The sequence below is a fragment of the Pseudomonas graminis genome (assembly GCF_004364335.1).
Lineage (GTDB): Bacteria > Pseudomonadota > Gammaproteobacteria > Pseudomonadales > Pseudomonadaceae > Aquipseudomonas > Aquipseudomonas graminis_D.
In genome coordinates, this window is record NZ_SOCR01000001.1 from 185,528 (window position 1) to 203,606 (window position 18,079).

The following is an 18,079-nucleotide window of genomic DNA, read 5'->3' on the forward strand; positions in this document are numbered from 1 at the left end:
CGGGCAGCGGCAACCGATTCCTCTGAATATTCAGAGGGGTCAAATCAAGGGGCGTGACCTGGCCGCTGGACGGCTAGCCCCAACCTGTAAGTAAGGAGAATCAAGAAATGGCATTTGACGCATATATTCAGATCGACGGCATTCCAGGCGAAGTTCTGGATGACAAGCACAAGGACTGGATCGAAGTACTCGGCTACGAGTACGGCGCCACCCAAGCGACGTCGGCGACTGCCAGCTCTTCAGGCGGTGCGTCCTCCGAGCGCGTTGCACTGAGCGATTTCAGCATCCGCAAAGCGGTCGACAAGGCCTCGGCGAAGCTGTTCGAAGCGTGCTGCAAAGGCACTCACATCGCCAAGATCCAGCTGAACGTCAACCGTGCCGGCGGCGACAAGCTGACCTACCTGACCATCAACCTGGAAGAGGTTGTGGTGTCGTCGGTCAAGGCCGTAGCCGGTGGCAGTCAGGATGGCGAAGACAAAGCCGTCAGCGACCTGCCGATCGAAGAAATCAGCTTCAACTTCGCTCGCATCAAGACCACTTACACCCAGCAGAGCCGTGCCGACGGCCAGGGTGGCGGTAACGTCACCGGCGGTTGGGACCGTACGGCCAACAAGGTTTTCGCTTGATCGAGTAGTCACAGCGGTCCGTTGCCTGGCGCAGCGGGCCGTATTCAACACCGCGCCGGCTGGATGGGCGCGGTGTTCTTTTTTCTCATCCCGAGTTGACCATGTCTGAATTTCTCAACGACCTTTCACTGACCGAACTGACAGCGCCGATCGATGGAGGAAGCGGCGAAGACCTGAGCTTTTCCACGCTGTTCGACAACGTCAAGGAAGCTCGTCGAGCGGACCCTGATTACCTGACCCAGGGTGACTGGCAGACCGACCTGAAATCTTCGGATTGGGACCTGACGATCACCCTGGCGGCACAAGGCCTTGCACAGCAGAGCAAGGATTTGATGCTCGTGGCCTGGCTCAGCGAAGCCCTGGCGCACAAATACCACTTTCTCGGCATCACCTTCGGCCTGACCCTGGCCGAGCGGATTCTTGAGCGTTTCTGGGATGACCTGTACCCGGCGCTGGACGAAGGCCTGGAAGAGCGCGCGGCGCGCCTGGCCTGGCTGAAGACCACCCTGGCCGATGTGGTGGGCGGGCTGCCGATCACCCAGGGCGATCAGTTCGGTCTGCTGCGCTACGACGAGTCCCGGCACATCGAGAACTTGGCGCTGCAGAACCCGCAGGCCATGCGCATCGCCCTGGACGAAGGCAAGATCAACGCGGAAATCTTCCAGCGTTCGGTGGTGCTGACCGACACCGATCACTTCCTGCGCAAGGCCTCGGAAATCACCGACAGCCTGCAGGCGTGCCGGCAGTTGCAAGCCACGGCTGATCGCCTGTTCGGCAACGAAGCACCGAGCTTTGCCGGCCTGAGCGAGATCCTTTCCCGCGCCGCGCAACTGGCTGAAAAACTGCTCAAGGACCGCGGCGTGGAAATCAATCCCGCGCCTGCCCAGCCGACTGAAGAGCCTGTCGCCGAAACAGCCGATCAACCCGCTGCGGGGCCTGCCATGACCATCACCCTGAAAGACACCGCGTCGGCGCCACTGCGCACCACCCCGCTGACCCGCGACGAAGCCTTCACCATGCTCGCCGGCGTCGCCCAGTTCTTCAAACAGACCGAGCCACAAAGCCCGGTGCCGTACCTGATCGAACGCGCGATCAAATGGGGCAACATGCCCCTGGAAGGCTGGCTCAGCGACGTCATCAAGGACAACAACGTGGTGGACAGCATTCGCGACGTGCTGGGGACGAAAGAGCCGAAGGGCTGATATCACGCAGGAGCACGCTTGCCCGCGATGGCGTTCATGCAGCCGCTGATGGATGCGCTGACCCACCGCGTTCGCGGGCAAGCGCGCTCCTACACATTCGGCGTCAACCTTCCGTTTCGGTAAAGGCGAACATTTCCGTAGGAGCCGGCGTCAACCTTCCGTTTAGGTACAGGTGAACATCTTCGTAGGAGCCGGCTTGCTGGCGAATACAGGGTGTCAGCCTCCCTTTTCATCACTGACCCGCCGCGTTCGCCAGCAAGCCGGCTCCTACAAATCCGGCGTCAAACTTGAGGGTGGTTGACGCACGACGTGTAGGCGCGCTTGCCCGCGATGGCGTTCACCCGGGCGCTGATGCAGGTAATGACCCACCGCATTCGCGGGCAAGCGCGCTCCTACAGATTTTGCGTCCGCCGCTGATTTCGCGCACTGCCGAGATCTACTGTGGGAGCCGGCTTGCTGGCGAATACAGGGTGTCAGCCGCCCTTTTCATCACTGACCCACCGCATTCGCCAGCAAGCCGGCTCCTACAGATTCGGCGTCAAACTTGAGGGTGGCTGACGCACGACCTGTCGGAGCGCGCTTGCCCGCGATGGCGTTCATGCAGCCGCTGATGCAGGCAATGACCCACCGCATTCGCGGGCAAGCGCGTTCCTACAGACTTTGCGTCCGCCGCTGATTTCGCGCACAGCCTATATCTACTGTGGGAGCCGGCTTGCTGGCGAATGCAGGGTGTCAGCCGCCCTTTTCATCACTGACCCACCGCATTCGCCAGCAAGCCGGCTCCTACAAATCCGGCGTCAAACTTGAGGGTGGCTGACGCACGACGTGTAGGAGCGCGCTTGCCCGCGATGGCGTTCATGCAGCCGCTGATGCAGGCAATGACCCACCGCATTCGCGGGCAAGCGCGCTCCTACAGATTTTGCGTCCGCCGCTGATTTCGCGCACTGCCGAGATCTACTGTAGGAGCCGGCTTGCTGGCGAATACAGGGTGTCAGCCGCCCTTTTCATCACTGACCCGACGCGTTCGCCAGCAAGCCGGCTCCTACAAATCCGGCGTCAAACTTGATGGTGGCTCACGGACGACGTGTAGGCGCGCGCCTGCCCGCGATGGCGTTCATGCAGCCGCTGATGCAGGCAATGACCCACCGCATTCGCGGGCAAGCGCGCTCCTACAGATTTTGCGTCCGCCGCTGATTTCGCGCACTGCCGAGATCTACTGTGGGAGCCGGCTTGCTGGCGAATGCAGGGTGTCAGCCGCCCTTTTCATCACTGACCCACCGCGTTCGCCAGCAAGCCGGCTCCTACACATTCGGCGTCAACCTTCCGTTTCGGTAAAGGCGCAAATCTCCGTAGGAGCCGGCTTGCTGGCGAATGCAGGGTGTCAGCCGCCCTTTTCGTCACTGACCCGACGCGTTCGCCAACAAGCCCGTTCATACAAAGTCAACGTCGACCTGGAGTAGGGTTCCGTCGCCGTTAACGGGTCAGCTCGGAAATCTCAATCAGGTTCAGATCGGGATCACGCACGTAAACCGACCGAATCGGCCCTGTGGCACCGGTGCGCAGGACCGGCCCTTCCATGATCGGCCAGGCCTCGGCCTGTAGGTGGGCGATCACCGCGTCGAGACCCTCGCTCGCGATAAAGCACAGGTCCAGCGCGCCGGGCACTGGCAGGTGAGCCTTGGGTTCGAACTCGTGACCGCGCTCGTGAACGTTGATCTTCTGGTTGCCAAATCTAAAAGCCAGCCGCCCGCTGCCGAAGGTTTCCAGGCGCATGCCCATCACGCGCACGTAGAAATCCGTGCAGGCCTCCACGTCCACGGTGGTCAGGACCAGATGGTCGAGGTGATCAATCATTGCGTGCGCTCCGTGGGCTAAATGGGTCGACCGTGAGGCAGCCCTGCGGCACGGACCTCAGTGTTCGTTCTTGTCCAGCGTTCTCAGCTTCTGCGGCAATGCCCACATTAACAGGCCAGCCGCGACCAGACTGCTGACGCCGATGACGTAAAGCGCAGGCGTGGTGGTGCCGGTGAGGTCCTTGATCCCGCCGACCATCACCGGGCTGACGATGCCGCCGAACTGCCCCAGGGTGTTGATCAGCGCGATACCGCCCGCCGCGCCGGCACCTGCGCCCGCCAATAGCTTGGGCGGCAGGGTCCAGAATGCCGGAATGGCGGCGACAACCCCGCCACCGAGCATGGCCAGGGAGACGATCAACAGGCTGGTGTGCTGGGCAAAAAATCCGGCACTGAAGAAGCCGATGGCCCCAAGCACCATCAGCCCGCAGACGAATTTGCGGCGTTCGCCGCTGGCGTCCGAGAGGCGTCCGACAACGATCATGCTGATGGCGCCGAAGATGTACGGGATGGCCGTGAGCAGCCCGATGATCGCCGGGCTTTCGACGCCCGCGCTGCGAATCAGCTGCGGCGCCCAGAAGTTAAGGCCGTAGGACGCCACCTGGATCAGGAAATAAATCAGCCCGAGCATCAGGAAGCCCGGCATTTTCAGCGCGGTCAGCAGCGAGCCGCCATGCTTGTTCGGCTCATGCCGGGCGATGCGGCTCGACAGATACGTCTTCTCGGCATCGGTCAGCCAGTGCGCGTCCGCGACACGGTCTTTGAGCAGCTTCAGCACCGCAAAACCCAGGGCGATGCACGGCAGCCCACCGAGGAGGAACAGCCAGTGCCAGCCACGCAGCTGCATCACGCCGTCCATATGACCGAGCACCAGCCCCGAGACCGGTGCACCGAGCAGCCCGGCGAAGGCCGACGCGAGGAACAGAATCGAGGTGATGCGACCCCGGTAGGTCTGCGGGAACCAGAGCGTCAGGTAAAACAGCACGCCCGGGGCGAAACCCGCTTCCATGGCGCCGATGATGAAACGCAGCACATAGAACTGCCATTCGGCGGTGACAAAGACCATCAGCGCCGTGGCAACGCCCCACGACATCATGATGCGGGCAATCCAGCGCCGCGCGCCCACCTTGTACAGCATGATGTTGCTCGGCACTTCGAACAGCACGTAGCCGATGACGAACAGGCTCGCACCCAGCCCGTAGGCGGTGTCGCTTAGGCTCAGATCGGTTTGCAGCTGGAACTTGGCAAAGCTGATGTTGATGCGGTCAAAAAATGCGAACAGGTAGCAGACCATGATCAACGGCATCAAGCGCCACGCGACCTTGCGGATCAGTGCCTTTTCGGCGCTCACAACCTCGGCGAGGCTGCTGTTCGGGGTCAGAACAGAGACGGTCATTGCGATACTCCAGATGGACTCCCTGAGAGAGCCCTATTGTTTTTGTTGTCTGGACGCGCACGCAGCGGAGTGCGCGCGTTTGTGGGGAAAAACGGGACGGCCGGCGGGTCAGCCGGGCAGATTTGCGGGCGCCGGGTGCAGATCGCCGTTGCGTCCCGCCTTGGCCACCTGTCCCGGCATTTCATGGCCCAGGAGCGCCGGTAAACCGCGCGACAGGACGAGCAGATGCGCCAGGTCAACGCCCGTCTCGATGCCCATTTCATCGCACATATTCACCAGATCCTCGGTGCAGATATTGCCCGAGGCGCCTGGCGCAAACGGGCAGCCACCGAGCCCGCCCAGCGACGCATCAAAGCGCCGCGCCCCCGCTTCGTAAGCAGCGAGCACATTGCTCAGCCCCAAGCCGCGGGTGTTGTGAAAATGCAGCGTCAGCGCCGATGCCGGAACGCGCGCAAGCACGCGCTGGACCAGCGCAAACACCTGACGGGGGTTCGCCATGCCGGTGGTGTCGGCCAGGGAAATGCCGTGCATGCCCAACGCCAGATAGTCATCGACGATCCGCAGCACACGGTCTTCATCAATGCAGCCCTCGAACGGGCAACCGAACGTGGTGGCAATGGAGCCGTTCAGGCTAAGCCCGGTGCCCGAGGCCAGCGAAACCACATCGGCGAAGGCCGCCAGGGACTGCTCGCAGCGCATGCGCATGTTCGCCAGGTTGTGGGTCTGGCTGGCGGACATCACCAGATTCAGCTCATCGGCGCCCGCCTCGATGGCCCGCTGGGCACCGCGCAGGTTGGGAATCAGGGCGACGTAGGTCACACCGGGCTGGCGCCGGATGCCGCGGAACACCTCATCCCCGTCACGCAAGGCCGGAATGGCTTTGGGGGAAACAAAAGAACCGGCTTCGATACGGCTGAAACCGGCGAGAGAAAGTTGGTCGATCAAGGCGATCTTGTCAGCGGTGTCCACCCAGGTCGGCTCGATCTGCAAACCGTCGCGCGGCGACACTTCCTGCACGATCAGGCGCTGGGAGAAGTCGGTGATCATTGCACCACCCCACTGTGCTTGAGCTGCGCAATGTCGGCGGCGCTCATGCCCAGCTCGCCGAGCACGCTGTCGGTGTGCTGCCCCAGCGCAGGACCTTGCCAGTTGACCGAGCCCGGGGTTTCCGAGAGTTTCGGCACGATGCCCGGCATCTTCACCGTGGCCCCGCCCGGCAGATCGGCGTCGAGAATCATCCCGCGCGCCTGATAGTGAGGGTCGGCGACGATGTCCGCGACGTTGTAGATCCGTCCCGCTGGCACCTCGGCCTGCTCCAGCGCCTTGAGCACCGCGTCAATGGGCAAGGCAGACGACCACGCACTGATCGCCCCGTCCAGCAGGTCGCTCTGGGCGGCGCGGCCATCGTTATGGGCGAACTCGGGGTTCTCGGCCAGGTCAGCGCGGCCAATGGTCTGCATCAGGCGTTTGAAGATCGGGTCGCTATTGCCGGCGATGACCACATAGGCACCATCGGCGGTCGGGTAAGTGTTGGACGGCGCAATGCCCGGCAGCGCGCCGCCACTGCGCTCACGGACGTGGCCGAGCATGTCGTACTCCGGCACCAGGCTTTCCATGACGTTGAACACACTTTCGGCCAGGGACACATCGACCACCTGACCATCGCCCTGGCCGGTCTTGACCCGCAACAGCGACATCAGCGCGCCCATCACCGCGTGCATCGACGCCAGCGAATCCCCCAGGCTGACCCCGACCCGCGCCGGGGGTGAGCCCGGCGTGCCGGTGGTGTAGCGGATGCCGCCCATGGCCTCGCCAATGGCGCCGAAACCCGGGCGATCGCGGTACGGGCCGGACTGACCGTAGCCGGAAATGCGCACGAGGGTGAGTTTGGGGTTCAGCGCGTGGAGCACGTCCCAACCCAGACCGAGTTTTTCCAGTGCGCCGGGCCGCAGGTTTTCGATCAGCACGTCAGCGCTTTCAGCCAGCCGCTTGACGATGTCGATGCCTTCGGGGGATTTGAGGTTCAGCGAGAGGGATTTTTTGTTGCGCGACTGCAGGTACCACCACAGCGAGGTGCCTTCGTGCAGCTTTCGCCATTTACGAAGCGGATCGCCCTGCCCCATGGATTCGATTTTGATCACCTCGGCACCGAACTCGCCCAGCAGGCGAGCGGCGAAGGGTGCAGCGATCAGCGTGCCGATTTCGATGACGCGCACGCCTTGAAGGGGGCCTGTCATAGCGGTTACCTCGAGTCTTTCTTGGAATTTGTCGCCAAGACTAGAGCAGCGGGGTTCGGCAAATCCAACCGTCAGTTGGCAACGACCGTTCGCGAAACGCGAAGGCTCACTCCTCGTGGCTCTGCAGATGCTCGAACAGCAACTGGCTAACCGGGGACAGCGCCGCGGTGTCGCGCACCACCAGAATCAGCGTGCGCCGGGCCCACCCATCGCTCAAGCCCACGGCCCTGAGGCCCAACGACGGACCGAGCAGATCGAACGCCTTGCGCGGCAGCACGCCGATGCCCATGTCGGCCTGGACCATCCGACACATGGCATCGAAACCCGGCACGTGAATACGCACCCGCAGCGGCCTGCCGTGGGAGCGAGCGGCGTTCTGTGTGCGCATGTGGATGGAGCTGGCGGCGTGCAGGCCGATGTAGTCGCTGCCGAGGGTGTCTTCGAAGGCCACCTGCTGCAGCCCGGCGAGGGCGTGATCGTCACGCATCACCACGACCAGTTCGTCGCGCCGATACGGTGCGCTGTGAAGCCCCTGAACATCGGTGTCTTCAGAGCAGATGCCGATGTCCGCGACACCGTCGACAAGTCCCTGCACGACGCCGTTGCTGGGCCGCTCTTCGAGATCGACCTTGACCAACTCATGACTGGCGACAAAGGCGTGCAGGTCTTCCGGCAAGAACTGAATGATGGCCGAGAGGTTGGCCAGCATCCGCACATAACCGCGCATGCCCTGCAGGTGCTCGTCGAGTTCAAGGCCCATTTTTTCAAGATCGGAGAGCATCCGCCGGGCATGGTGCAGCATCGTCTCGCCTGCTGCGGTCAACAGCATGCCCTTGGCATTGCGCAGGAACAGGCCGATGCCGAGCACTTCTTCCAGCTCCATCAGCCGCTTGCTGGCAGCCGACACCGCAATCGCCTCGCGGACCGCCGCCCGGGTCAGGGTGCCTTCTTCGTACACCGCAACGAAGAGCTTGAGGGTAATCAGGTCGAGTCGGCGGATGAGGTTTTTGTGCAGCATGGGACGTACTCGATCAGGGCGCGGCCGAAAGCATACACGCGCTGCTGTTGTGTGGGACTGGCTTTGGCCGGGAAGTGGCCAGCGTGTGCAATCTCAATTTTGCAGTGTGACGTCCGACGCCTTCCCGGCTAAAGCCAGTCCTACTGAATGCGCGCTGTGCCTGTAGGACTGGCTTTAGCCGGGAAGTGGCCAGCGTGTGCAACCTCAATTTTGCAGCGTGACGTCCGACGCCTTCCCGGCTAACGCCAGTCCTGCCCGGGATCCGGGCGTGTCAGGGGGGCGCTACCGGCGTGAGACCGTCGGAATCAGCCCGGCGTCGCGGTAGTCCTGAATCAGCGCGTCGAACAGTTCGATGTCGGATCGCGTCCGCGCAATCAACTGCGCCCCGGCCACGGCGGTGTAAATCGCCAGTGCGCGGCGTTGGCATTGCTCGACGCTGCCCAATCCCGCCTCCATCAGCCTGTCCGCCAGCCAGGCCACGCTGGCATCGGCATAGGCTTTTACCTCGCGGCGGATTTCTTCCGGCAGGTCTTCGTGCTCGGCGGCCATGAAGCTGGACAGGCACAGCCGGTTGCCGTTTGCCAGCGAGGTGCGAAAGATCGACGGATACAGCGCCAGGCAGCGCAGCGGATCAGGATTCGCCTCGCGTATTGCGTCAAGCGCCTTGGCAGTGTCCTGCCAATAACGCGCCGCCACCGCAGCGCCCAGCTCGGCCTTGCTCGGGAAGTGGTAGTAGATGCTGGCGTTCTTGATGCCCACCGTTTCGCCGATGCTGCGGAAATTGATGCCGCTGTACCCGTGCAACTGCGCCGCCGTTTTCGCAGCGGCCAGAATGGCCTCGCGCGCATTTTCGCTCACGCTGAACTCCTCGAAGGGTCGATTGATGGCCCGCATGCTACTCCAAAAGACCTCAACCTGCCAATTGACAGGTAGGGGTTGACAGTCCCTTCGAACACGCTCAAAGTTTGCCTACCAACTGACAGGCAGACACATTATGAACTCCTCCATACCGCAGTCCGATCTCTCGGTTATTCCCATGATGAAAATCCACGACTGGTTCAATGGCCCTTACCCAGCACGGGTCCGCATCGCCCTGGCAGAGAAAAACCTGCTGCCGCGAATCGAATTCCTATCGGTGAACCTGTGGAAGGGCGAGCACAAGCAACCCGAGTTTCTGGCCATCAACTACTCCGGCACGCTGCCTGTGCTGGAACTGCAAGACGGCACGCTTATCGCCGAATGCACCGCCATCACCCAGTACCTGGACGCCCTCGCCGGCAGCCCCGACCTCACTGGCACGACGCCGCTGGAGAAAGGCCGCATTCACATGATGACCAAACGCGCGGAGATCGAGTTTCTCGACGCGGTCAGCACGTATTTCCATCACGGCACGCCTGGCCTGGGGCCTGAAGTCGAGCTGTACCAGAACGCCGAATGGGGCAACCGCATGCGTGACAAGGCGGTCCGGGGCATGCGCTGTTTCGACAGCGTGCTGAAGGCGCAGCGCTTCGTGGCCGGGGATTCGTTTTCGATGGCTGATATCGCGGTCTTCGGCGGGATGATCTTCGCCTCGCTGGTGGAGCTCGCGGTGCCGGCAGACTGTGAGGCGCTGCTGGCCTGGCACGCACGGATGAATGAACGTCCGAGCGTCCAGACCTGGCGGGCCATGGTCGCTGCGGGCGCGCCCCAGGGCTGAAGTGCTGCGGTTGCCGTCCGAACACGGCTACGGCAAACGCGATCCATCTGAAACAGCACATCCACACTGCATTTCTGCCAAAAAGAGGACAATCTGTCATCAAGCTGAACCGGTTCATGTCGATAACAGGGTGATTCCTTTTTCTATGGACAGCCCCGACATGAACCTCAGACGCCTCAACATCGCTCCCCGCTCCCTGATCTGCTTCGGTTTTTTCGCCGTACTGATCTCCGCCGTCGGACTGTTCTCACTGATGCAATCGTCCAAGCTCAAAGACGCTCGGGACGCCCTGCAGGACAACGTACTCCCCACCCTCCTCGCCATCGCCGACATCAAAAATGATCTGTTGACCATCCGCCTCGGCAACACCAGCCTGCGCGCTGCGCAGAGCGCCGCCGGCACCGACTCGGCCATGAAGCGCGTCAGCCAGGGCCGTTCCGATCTCGAGAGCGATACAAAGCGCCTGAAATCACTGTTGGTCAGCGAGCGCGGTTTGAATGCCTACGCCGAGATGGAACGCGACATGCAGGCCTACCTTGCCGTGCATACGCGCTTTCTCGATGCCGTGGCGCAGAAACGGGATGACGTCGTCGCCTCACTGACCGAGCCGTCCGGCGAACAAACCCGCGCGGCAGACGCGCTCGCCAAAGACATCGCCACCATCGCCGACCTGGGCAACCAGAAAATGCAGGATTCGGATGTGGCTGCCGATGAAAGTTACGCTCAGTCCCGCAATGTCATCATCGCCGCGATCGTGATTGCGCTGGCCGCTACCCTGGCCCTGGCCGCGCTGTTCACCCGCAGTCTGGTCGCGCCGATTGCCAAAGCCCTGGCCATTGCAGAAAACATCGCAGCCAACGATTTGAGCAAGCCGATTCAAGTGGACGGTTCCGATGAGCCGGGTCGTCTGCTGCAAGCGCTGTCAGTGATGCAGCACAACCTGCGCCACACCCTCTCGGAGCTGGGCCACTCGTCCAATCAGCTGGCCTCGACCTCGGAAGAAATGACCGCGGTGACCGAAGAATCCCTGCGCGGGGTTCAGCGTCAGAATGACGAAATCAATCAGGCCGCCACGGCGATCAATCAGATGAGCGCAGCGGTGGAAGAAGTCGCCCACAACGCCTCCCTGGCCTCGACGGCCGCGCGGGATTCCAGCGACTCGGCGGAACAGGGACGCCTGCGGGTCAACGAAACCATTTCGGCGATCAACGAGCTGCACGACTCGGTTGGCACTACCGCCGATGAGATCAATGGGCTGGCCGGCCAGGTGCAGAACATCAGCGGCGTGCTGGACGTGATCCGCGGCATCGCCGATCAGACTAACCTCCTCGCCCTCAACGCAGCCATCGAAGCCGCCCGCGCAGGCGAAGCCGGACGTGGTTTTGCGGTGGTGGCCGACGAAGTCCGCGCCCTGGCGCACCGCACTCAGCAGTCCACGGCCGAAATTGAAAAAATGATCGACTCGATCCAGGGCGGCACCCACAAGGCAGTCACGGCCATGGGCCAGAGCAGCGAACGTGCGCGGGTCAGTCTGGACGTTGCCGGTGCCGCCGGTCGTGCCCTTGCCGACATTAAAACCGCCATCGTGCTGATCAATGAGCGCAACGTCAGCATCGCCACGGCCACGGAACAACAGGCCCAGGTCGCGCGGGAAGTCGACCGCAACCTGACCAGCATCCGCGACCTGTCGCTGCAGACTTCTGCCGGCGCCCATCAGACCTCGGCGGCGAGCAACGAGCTGTCGCAACTGGCGGTGGGCCTGAACGGCCTGGTGATGCAATTCAGAACTTAATCGGACGCGAGGGATCGCACCACTGAGCCGCCTGTTTGCGGCATCAACCGATTTCGGAGGTAAACGCATGAAGTTTGTGAAGCTGGGTTCCACGGGGCTGGACGTGTCGAGGCTGTGCCTGGGGTGCATGACGTTCGGCGACCCGGATGCCGGCACGCACCCCTGGACGCTGGATGAAAACGCCAGTCGGCCGATCATCAAACACGCGGTCGAGCAAGGCATCAACTTCTTCGACACGGCCAACAGCTATTCGGCAGGCACCTCGGAAGTCATCGTCGGCAAGCTGTTGAAGGAATTCACCCGTCGCGAAGAAACCGTCATCGCGACCAAGGTGTTTTTTCCGGCCAACATGTGGGAAGGCTCGACGCGCCCCAACGAGCAGGGCCTGTCGAGGAAAGCCATCATGGCCAACATCGACGCCAGCCTGACCCGGCTGGGCACCGATTACGTCGATCTGTACCAGATTCATCGCTGGGATTATCACACCCCCATCGAAGAAACCATGGAAGCGCTGCACGACGTGGTGCGGGCCGGCAAGGCGCGCTACATCGGCGCGTCGTCGATGTTCGCCTGGCAGTTCGCCAAGGCTCAGCAGGTCGCGGTGGCCCATGGCTGGAGCCGCTTCGTGTCCATGCAGAACTACCTCAATCTGGTGTACCGCGAAGAACAGCGCGAAATGATTCCGCTGTGCCTGGATCAGGGCGTCGGACTGATGCCGTGGAGCCCGATGGCCCGTGGCAGGCTGACCCGGCCCCACGGTCAGCAGACCGAACGCACCAAGACCGACATCTCCGGCCAGTCGTTTTACGAGGCGACGGAAGCCGAGGATGGCCGTGTGATCGACGTGGTCGAGCAGATTGCCGGCGAGCGCGGCGTGCCCATGGCGCAAGTCGCCCTGGCGTGGGTGTTGGCCCAACGTGGCGTGTCGGCGCCGATTGTAGGTGCCTCCAAGCCGCACCATCTCGACGATGCAATCGCGGCGCTGGACCTGGTGCTCAGCGACGACGACGTGAAACGCCTCGAAGCGCCCTACGTTCCCCATGCTGTCACGGGCTTCGCGTGAAGCCGAACGGCACTTCGGGGCTTGCCACGGGCCGGGCCGTCGTGTTGTTCGACGGCACCTGCAAGCTGTGCAATGGCTGGGCGACCTTCATCATCAGCCAGGACCGCGATCACCGTCTGACGCTGGCGGCCGTGCAGTCGCCCGAGGGACAGGCGCTGCTGAAATGGGCGGGATTGCCGCACGATCAATTCAATACCATCGTGCTGGTGGAAAACGATCGCTTTTATGTGCGTTCGGACGCGATGTTCAAGATCCTCGCCCACCTGCCCGCGCGGTGGCACTGGCTGCTCATCGCGCGGATCTTCCCGAGGGTTTTGCGTGACTGGCTCTACGACAGGATCGCGCTGAACCGCTACCAGCTGTTTGGCCGTTATGACGCCTGTCACTTGCCGGCGGCGGATTATCCTGGACGCTTCTTGGGCAAGAACGCCCTCCACAACCGCTAAATCTTCAGCAGCTGAATGCCGCCTTCGTGAGCAGGCTCACTCACACACGTCTTGTGCAGGGCTCGAAATGTCAGGCCGTTCCGCGATCCCATAGGAGTGAGCTTGCTCGCGAAGGGTTATTTTCATTCCCCATAGAAAGTCGCCGAATGCCACGGCGTCTTCGTGAACACGCTTTCTACCCCCCCCTTAAATCCCAATATGTGGGACACCCAATCACATATTGAGGTATCAGGGTATGTCGTCTATGGTGGAACGAGTGAGTCCCTCATAGCACCCCCATAGCTCCCCATAAAAAAACAACAGGAAGCCCCATGCCCACGCCCTCTCTGGATTCGGGCCTGCACGCCAGCACCATTAAGCGCCTCAACCTCAAGTTGATCCCCTTCCTGATGCTGCTGTACATGGTCGCGTACATCGACAAGTCGAACATTTCCGTCGCCGCGTTGCAGATGAATGCCGAGCTGGGCCTGACCGCCCGCATGTACGGCATCGGCGTGGGGCTGTTCTTTCTGACCTACATCCTTCTCGAAGTCCCGAGCAGCGTCATCCTCACGCGGGTCGGCGCGCGGCGCTGGATTGCGCGGATCATGATTACCTGGGGCATCGTCGCGGCGGGCATGGCCTTCGTGCAGAGCGCCAATCAGCTGTACGGCATGCGCCTGCTGCTGGGCGCCGCCGAGGCCGGTTTTACGCCGGGGATCATTTACTACCTGTCGCAGTGGTACCCGAAGACCGATCGGGCCAGGGCCATGTCGTTCTTCTACATCGGCGCCGCGCTGGCGTCGGTGATCGGCTTGCCGCTGTCGGGCGCGTTTCTGCACCTGGACGGGTATTTCGGTGTGAGCGGCTGGCGCTGGCTGTTTCTGCTGGAAGGCCTGCCGGCGGTGATCCTCGGGATCGTCGTATTGCGCTATCTGCCGGATTCGCCGCAGACCACCCACTGGCTGCGCGCCGATCAGAAGGAATGGCTGAGCCGCACCATCGCGGCCGAGCAAGCGAACTCGCCGATCTCCCACCACGCCGCCTGGCAGACCGCCTTTCGCAGCCGTCAGGTCTGGCTGTTGAGCCTGTTCTGGCTGCTGCAGGCGTTCGGCACCATTGGCATCACGCTGTTCCTGCCGCTGATCGTCAAATCGGTATCCGGCCAGGAGTCGTTCACCGTCAGCGTCATGTCCGCCCTGCCCTTCCTGTTCGCCTGCGTGTTCATGTATTTCAACGGCACCCATTCCGACCGCAAGGGCGAACGCGGCTGGCACCTGGCGCTGCCGCTGATGGCGGCCGGTGTTCTGCTGGCGTTCGCGGTGTGGACCAGCAACCCATGGCTGGCGTACGCACTGCTGGTGCTGGCGGTCGGTCTGAACTGGGCCGCTACGCCGGTGTTCTGGGCGACGACCACCGAATACCTGTCGGGCGCTGCCGCCGCGGCGTCCATCGCGCTGATCAACTCGATCGCCAACGTCGCCGGTCTAGGCCTGCCGCCTGTCATGGGCTGGATCAAGGACGCCACGCAAAGCTACGACTACGCCCTGCTGCTGGTCTCCGCAGCTTTGCTCGCCGGCGGTGTGTTGGGACTGTTCCTGGCCCGCGCGCCCCGTGCTGCACCTGTCACCGCCCGCGCAACGGATCCTGCTGCTGCTCCTGCCACCACACACACCACTCGAGGTCTAGATGAAGCCAAGGCTCCTTAAAATCGCCCGTTTGCCGGCCATGCTCGATGACGCGCTGAATGCGACCTACGAGGTGGTGGAAGCCAATCAGGACGGCACCGGCGTCGACGAATCCACCGCCGACATCCGCGCCATGGTCGCCAATGGCGAATCCACGGTTAGCCGCCAGTTGATCGACAGCCTGCCTGCGCTGGAAGTCATCGTCGTGTTCGGCGTGGGTTACGACGGCGTCGATGTGGTGGCGGCGCGGGAGCGTGGTATCCACGTCACCCACACCCCCGATGTGCTCACTGAGGACGTGGCTGATTTTGCCATGGCCTTGATGCTGGGCATCGCCCGCAACCTGCGGGTGGCCGACCGTTTCACCCGCTCGGGTGCCTGGGCAGATGGCCCCATCGCCTTCAGCCGCAAGGTCAGCCGGGCTCGCTTGGGCATCATTGGTCTGGGCCGCATTGGCGCCGCCATCGCGCGCCGGGCTCAAGGTTTCGACATGTCGATCGCCTACACCGGGCGCCGGCCCCAGGACGTCGCGTTCACCTATTACGCGTCAGCCGTCGAGCTCGCTGGTGCAGTGGATTTTCTCGTGGTCGCGGTCGGCGGTGGCGCCAGCACCCATCATCTGGTGGACGCGCAGGTGCTGGAGGCGCTGGGTCCCAAGGGTTATCTGATCAACGTCGGCCGGGGCAGCGTGGTCGATGAAACCGCCCTCGCCCAGGCCCTGGCGGAAGGTCGTCTGGCCGGCGCGGCGCTGGACGTCTACGAAGACGAGCCGCACCCCGCCGCTGCGCTTCGGGATCTGGACAACGTCTTGCTCACCCCGCACATGGCCAGCGCGACCTGGGACACTCGGCAGGCGATGTCGGATCTGGTCATGGCCAACCTCCACGCCTGGCACAGCGGCGCAGACTTGCCCACGCCCGTGCCGGAATAAGCCGACGTCGCCAGCCGCGCATGGAGTAAATCAGCCGAGGCGCAGAAGACGAGATTCGTCGCCTGTTGGCAGTGAGGGTTTGGAGGTATGGTGTGGCTTTCCCTTGCCAAGGAAGATTCATGGCCACGCACCCCTCCAGTCATGCCCAAAAGCACCTCGCCGTTCTGATTGATGCGGACAACGCCCCCGCCGCCATCGTCGAAGGCCTGTTCGAAGAAATCGCCAAATATGGCGTCGCCAGCGTCAAGCGGATCTACGGCGACTGGACCGGGCCGCAGCTCGGCGGCTGGAAGAAGGTCCTGCTGGATCACTCGATCCAGCCCATCCAGCAATTCGCCTACACCAAAGGCAAGAACGCCACCGACAGCTCGCTGATCATCGACGCCATGGACCTGCTGTACACGCGGCGCTTCGACGGCTTTTGCCTGGTTTCCAGCGACAGCGACTTCACCCGCCTGGCCTCGCGACTGCGCGAAGAGGGCCTGACCGTGATCGGCTTCGGTGAAGAAAAAACGCCCCGCCCGTTCGTGGCGGCCTGCGACAAATTCATCTACATCGAGTTGCTCCGCGAAGAGGTGATTGCCGCCGCCAGCGTGGAACAGCCCCTCGACGCCCCCGCGCAGTCCGACGTGGCGAAACCCGCCGCGACCGAGACGCCGAAACGGCCCAAAGCGCCCATCAGCTTCATCGCAAAAATCCTCGACGACATCGCCGACGAAGACGGCTGGGTGCAGCTCGGCGCACTGGGCACCAACATCACCAAGCTGCGACCGGAATTCGACCCGCGCACCCATGGCTACAAAAAGCTCAGTGACCTGATCAAGGGCTACCCGCAAGCCTTCGAGCTGCAGGCCAGGCCCGCGTCCAGTGGCACGGCGGTGATGTACGTCAGGCACAAACAGAACGGTAAATAAACCCATCAGCCAGTTTCATCCATGGAGGCTTCCATGCCTGTCTTCTCAATCGACTATCGCTTCAAAGACCAACCGCGCAATCATCGCTTCGACCTGAATCAGCCAGATCTGTCGGCGCCCGACGCCGCGATGCACCTGCTGGAGCTGCATTTCGGCGACAGCGAAAACAGCCTGATCATGCCCAACGCCGATGCCGAACCGGATGAAATCATTGAACAGGCCGGCCAGCTCGGACTGACGGACATTCGCGTCACGCACGCGGCGAGCGATAACGTCCGGTAAAACGCGTTGAACCCTGCGGCGGCACCTGCATCCGATCACTACGACTGAACATTTCCCGACTGACAGGTGCCCCATGATCGAGATCAACAGCTACACGACCGTCAAACGACGGGAGCGCGTGCCCCATGACGTCTTCGCTCATTACTGGCGCGACGTCCACGGCCCTCTGTGCTCGCGGCTTCCGGGCCTTGGCTTGTACATCCAGCACCATTTTTCACGACAGCAGGATGCCCATCTCTGGCCCCTCGCCGAAGGCATCCGCGAGATTGAGGACTACGAACTGGACGGCGGCGTGGAGATCGGTTTCGAGTCTGCCGCCGACCAGAAGCAGTTTCAGGACGCCAGCCCGATTCTGTTTTCGGACGAGCAAAACATGTTCGACGAGACCCTGGCCTACGCCCTGCCCCAAGGTTCGCTGACCTTGACCAACGCGCTGGCCGATGAGCGCTTCAACGGCACCGATACCTTCGATCGCATTCACGTGCATTTCAGTCCGCGCGGGACACTGCCGCAGTTGCACGCGTACCTGAAGTCGACGCTGGGGCCGCTGCTGGCCGCGGCCGACGATGTGGTCAAGGTCGGTCTGCACTTGTGCGAACCCTTCGAGAACGACGGGCAGCACCCACCTGCGCCCAACGTCGCGCATTTCGCCAACCCGGCGCGCGCCGAGTTGGCGGTGCTGGAAATCGCGTTCAAGTCGCCGCTGGGGCGTCGCCGGTTTTTCCAGAGCGACGTGTTCCAGAACACCTTGCCTGAGCAGTCGCAGCACATTGCCCAACTCAAGGCGTTCGCCGTTTCGGGGCTCTACACCTACGTGCGCGACAAGTCCCTGACCACCGCAGGATTGCGCGGCAGTCGGGCGGCCGAGCTGATTGAATACCTGGGCGCGGTGAATCAGGTTCAGCCGGATGTTGAGGCATTGATGCTTAAAGGCGTGCAAAACGCATAAACGCGGC

General features: G+C 62.6%; 17 protein-coding genes. 11 read left to right on the top strand and 6 right to left on the bottom strand.

The genetic code is table 11. The features are described from left to right. The first annotated feature begins 107 nt into the window (after positions 1 to 107). Complete coding sequence (locus EC919_RS00805; RefSeq protein WP_065988935.1) at positions 108 to 626, top strand: Hcp family type VI secretion system effector; 519 nt, start codon at positions 108 to 110, stop codon at positions 624 to 626. Between the two features lie 101 nt (positions 627 to 727). Further along, positions 728 to 1,828 (top strand): type VI secretion system protein TssA, encoded by a 1,101-nt coding sequence (gene tssA, locus EC919_RS00810; RefSeq protein WP_133770290.1) that lies wholly within the window; start codon positions 728 to 730, stop codon positions 1,826 to 1,828. A 1,473-nt stretch (positions 1,829 to 3,301) separates the two neighbouring features. Here the strand turns inward: tssA and EC919_RS00815 are convergent. From EC919_RS00815 to EC919_RS00840, 6 genes are all read right to left on the bottom strand, one after another. Next, entirely contained in the window at positions 3,302 to 3,682 is a 381-nt protein-coding gene (locus EC919_RS00815) for a VOC family protein (protein ID WP_133770292.1), read from the bottom strand. Positions 3,683 to 3,739: 57 nt separating this feature from the next. Next, a complete protein-coding gene (locus tag EC919_RS00820; protein ID WP_133770294.1) occupies positions 3,740 to 5,077 on the bottom strand; it encodes an MFS transporter in 1,338 nt (445 codons plus the stop codon). A gap of 108 nt (positions 5,078 to 5,185) precedes the next feature. After that, positions 5,186 to 6,124 (bottom strand): hydroxymethylglutaryl-CoA lyase, encoded by a 939-nt coding sequence (locus tag EC919_RS00825; protein ID WP_133770296.1) that lies wholly within the window; start codon positions 6,122 to 6,124, stop codon positions 5,186 to 5,188. Next, positions 6,121 to 7,314 (bottom strand): CaiB/BaiF CoA transferase family protein, encoded by a 1,194-nt coding sequence (locus EC919_RS00830; RefSeq protein WP_133770298.1) that lies wholly within the window; start codon positions 7,312 to 7,314, stop codon positions 6,121 to 6,123. The genes EC919_RS00825 and EC919_RS00830 overlap by 4 nt, the downstream gene beginning before the upstream one ends. A 106-nt stretch (positions 7,315 to 7,420) precedes the next feature. Next, complete coding sequence (locus tag EC919_RS00835; RefSeq protein ID WP_133770300.1) at positions 7,421 to 8,332, bottom strand: LysR family transcriptional regulator; 912 nt, start codon at positions 8,330 to 8,332, stop codon at positions 7,421 to 7,423. Between the two features lie 282 nt (positions 8,333 to 8,614). Then, positions 8,615 to 9,190, bottom strand: coding sequence for a TetR/AcrR family transcriptional regulator (locus tag EC919_RS00840; RefSeq protein ID WP_133770302.1), 576 nt, complete (start codon positions 9,188 to 9,190; stop codon positions 8,615 to 8,617). A 136-nt stretch (positions 9,191 to 9,326) separates the two neighbouring features. Between EC919_RS00840 and EC919_RS00845 the strand changes: the two genes are divergently transcribed. The 9 genes from EC919_RS00845 (at position 9,327) to EC919_RS00885 (ending at position 18,072) form a co-directional block, all read left to right on the top strand. Next, entirely contained in the window at positions 9,327 to 10,028 is a 702-nt protein-coding gene (locus EC919_RS00845; protein ID WP_243842161.1) for a glutathione S-transferase family protein, read from the top strand. A gap of 160 nt (positions 10,029 to 10,188) precedes the next feature. Then, positions 10,189 to 11,820 carry a methyl-accepting chemotaxis protein gene (locus EC919_RS00850; RefSeq protein WP_133770304.1) on the top strand — a complete coding sequence of 544 codons (1,632 nt, stop codon included), beginning with the start codon at positions 10,189 to 10,191 and terminating at the stop codon, positions 11,818 to 11,820. 67 nt (positions 11,821 to 11,887) lie between these two features. After that, positions 11,888 to 12,883: an aldo/keto reductase gene (locus tag EC919_RS00855; RefSeq protein WP_133770306.1), complete on the top strand. Its 996-nt coding sequence runs from the start codon at positions 11,888 to 11,890 to the stop codon at positions 12,881 to 12,883. Continuing rightward, positions 12,880 to 13,329 carry a thiol-disulfide oxidoreductase DCC family protein gene (locus tag EC919_RS00860; protein ID WP_133770308.1) on the top strand — a complete coding sequence of 150 codons (450 nt, stop codon included), beginning with the start codon at positions 12,880 to 12,882 and terminating at the stop codon, positions 13,327 to 13,329. Before EC919_RS00855 ends, EC919_RS00860 begins: the two co-directional genes overlap by 4 nt. A 311-nt stretch (positions 13,330 to 13,640) precedes the next feature. Further along, entirely contained in the window at positions 13,641 to 15,017 is a 1,377-nt protein-coding gene (locus EC919_RS00865) for an MFS transporter (RefSeq protein WP_133770310.1), read from the top strand. Then, complete coding sequence (locus tag EC919_RS00870; RefSeq protein WP_133770312.1) at positions 14,998 to 15,927, top strand: 2-hydroxyacid dehydrogenase; 930 nt, start codon at positions 14,998 to 15,000, stop codon at positions 15,925 to 15,927. Before EC919_RS00865 ends, EC919_RS00870 begins: the two co-directional genes overlap by 20 nt. A 119-nt stretch (positions 15,928 to 16,046) precedes the next feature. After that, a complete protein-coding gene (locus EC919_RS00875) occupies positions 16,047 to 16,841 on the top strand; it encodes an NYN domain-containing protein (protein WP_133770314.1) in 795 nt (264 codons plus the stop codon). A gap of 33 nt (positions 16,842 to 16,874) precedes the next feature. After that, positions 16,875 to 17,123: a hypothetical protein gene (locus tag EC919_RS00880; RefSeq protein WP_133770316.1), complete on the top strand. Its 249-nt coding sequence runs from the start codon at positions 16,875 to 16,877 to the stop codon at positions 17,121 to 17,123. 73 nt (positions 17,124 to 17,196) lie between these two features. Continuing rightward, positions 17,197 to 18,072 carry an EthD domain-containing protein gene (locus EC919_RS00885; RefSeq protein WP_133770318.1) on the top strand — a complete coding sequence of 292 codons (876 nt, stop codon included), beginning with the start codon at positions 17,197 to 17,199 and terminating at the stop codon, positions 18,070 to 18,072. Positions 18,073 to 18,079 lie beyond the last annotated feature (7 nt).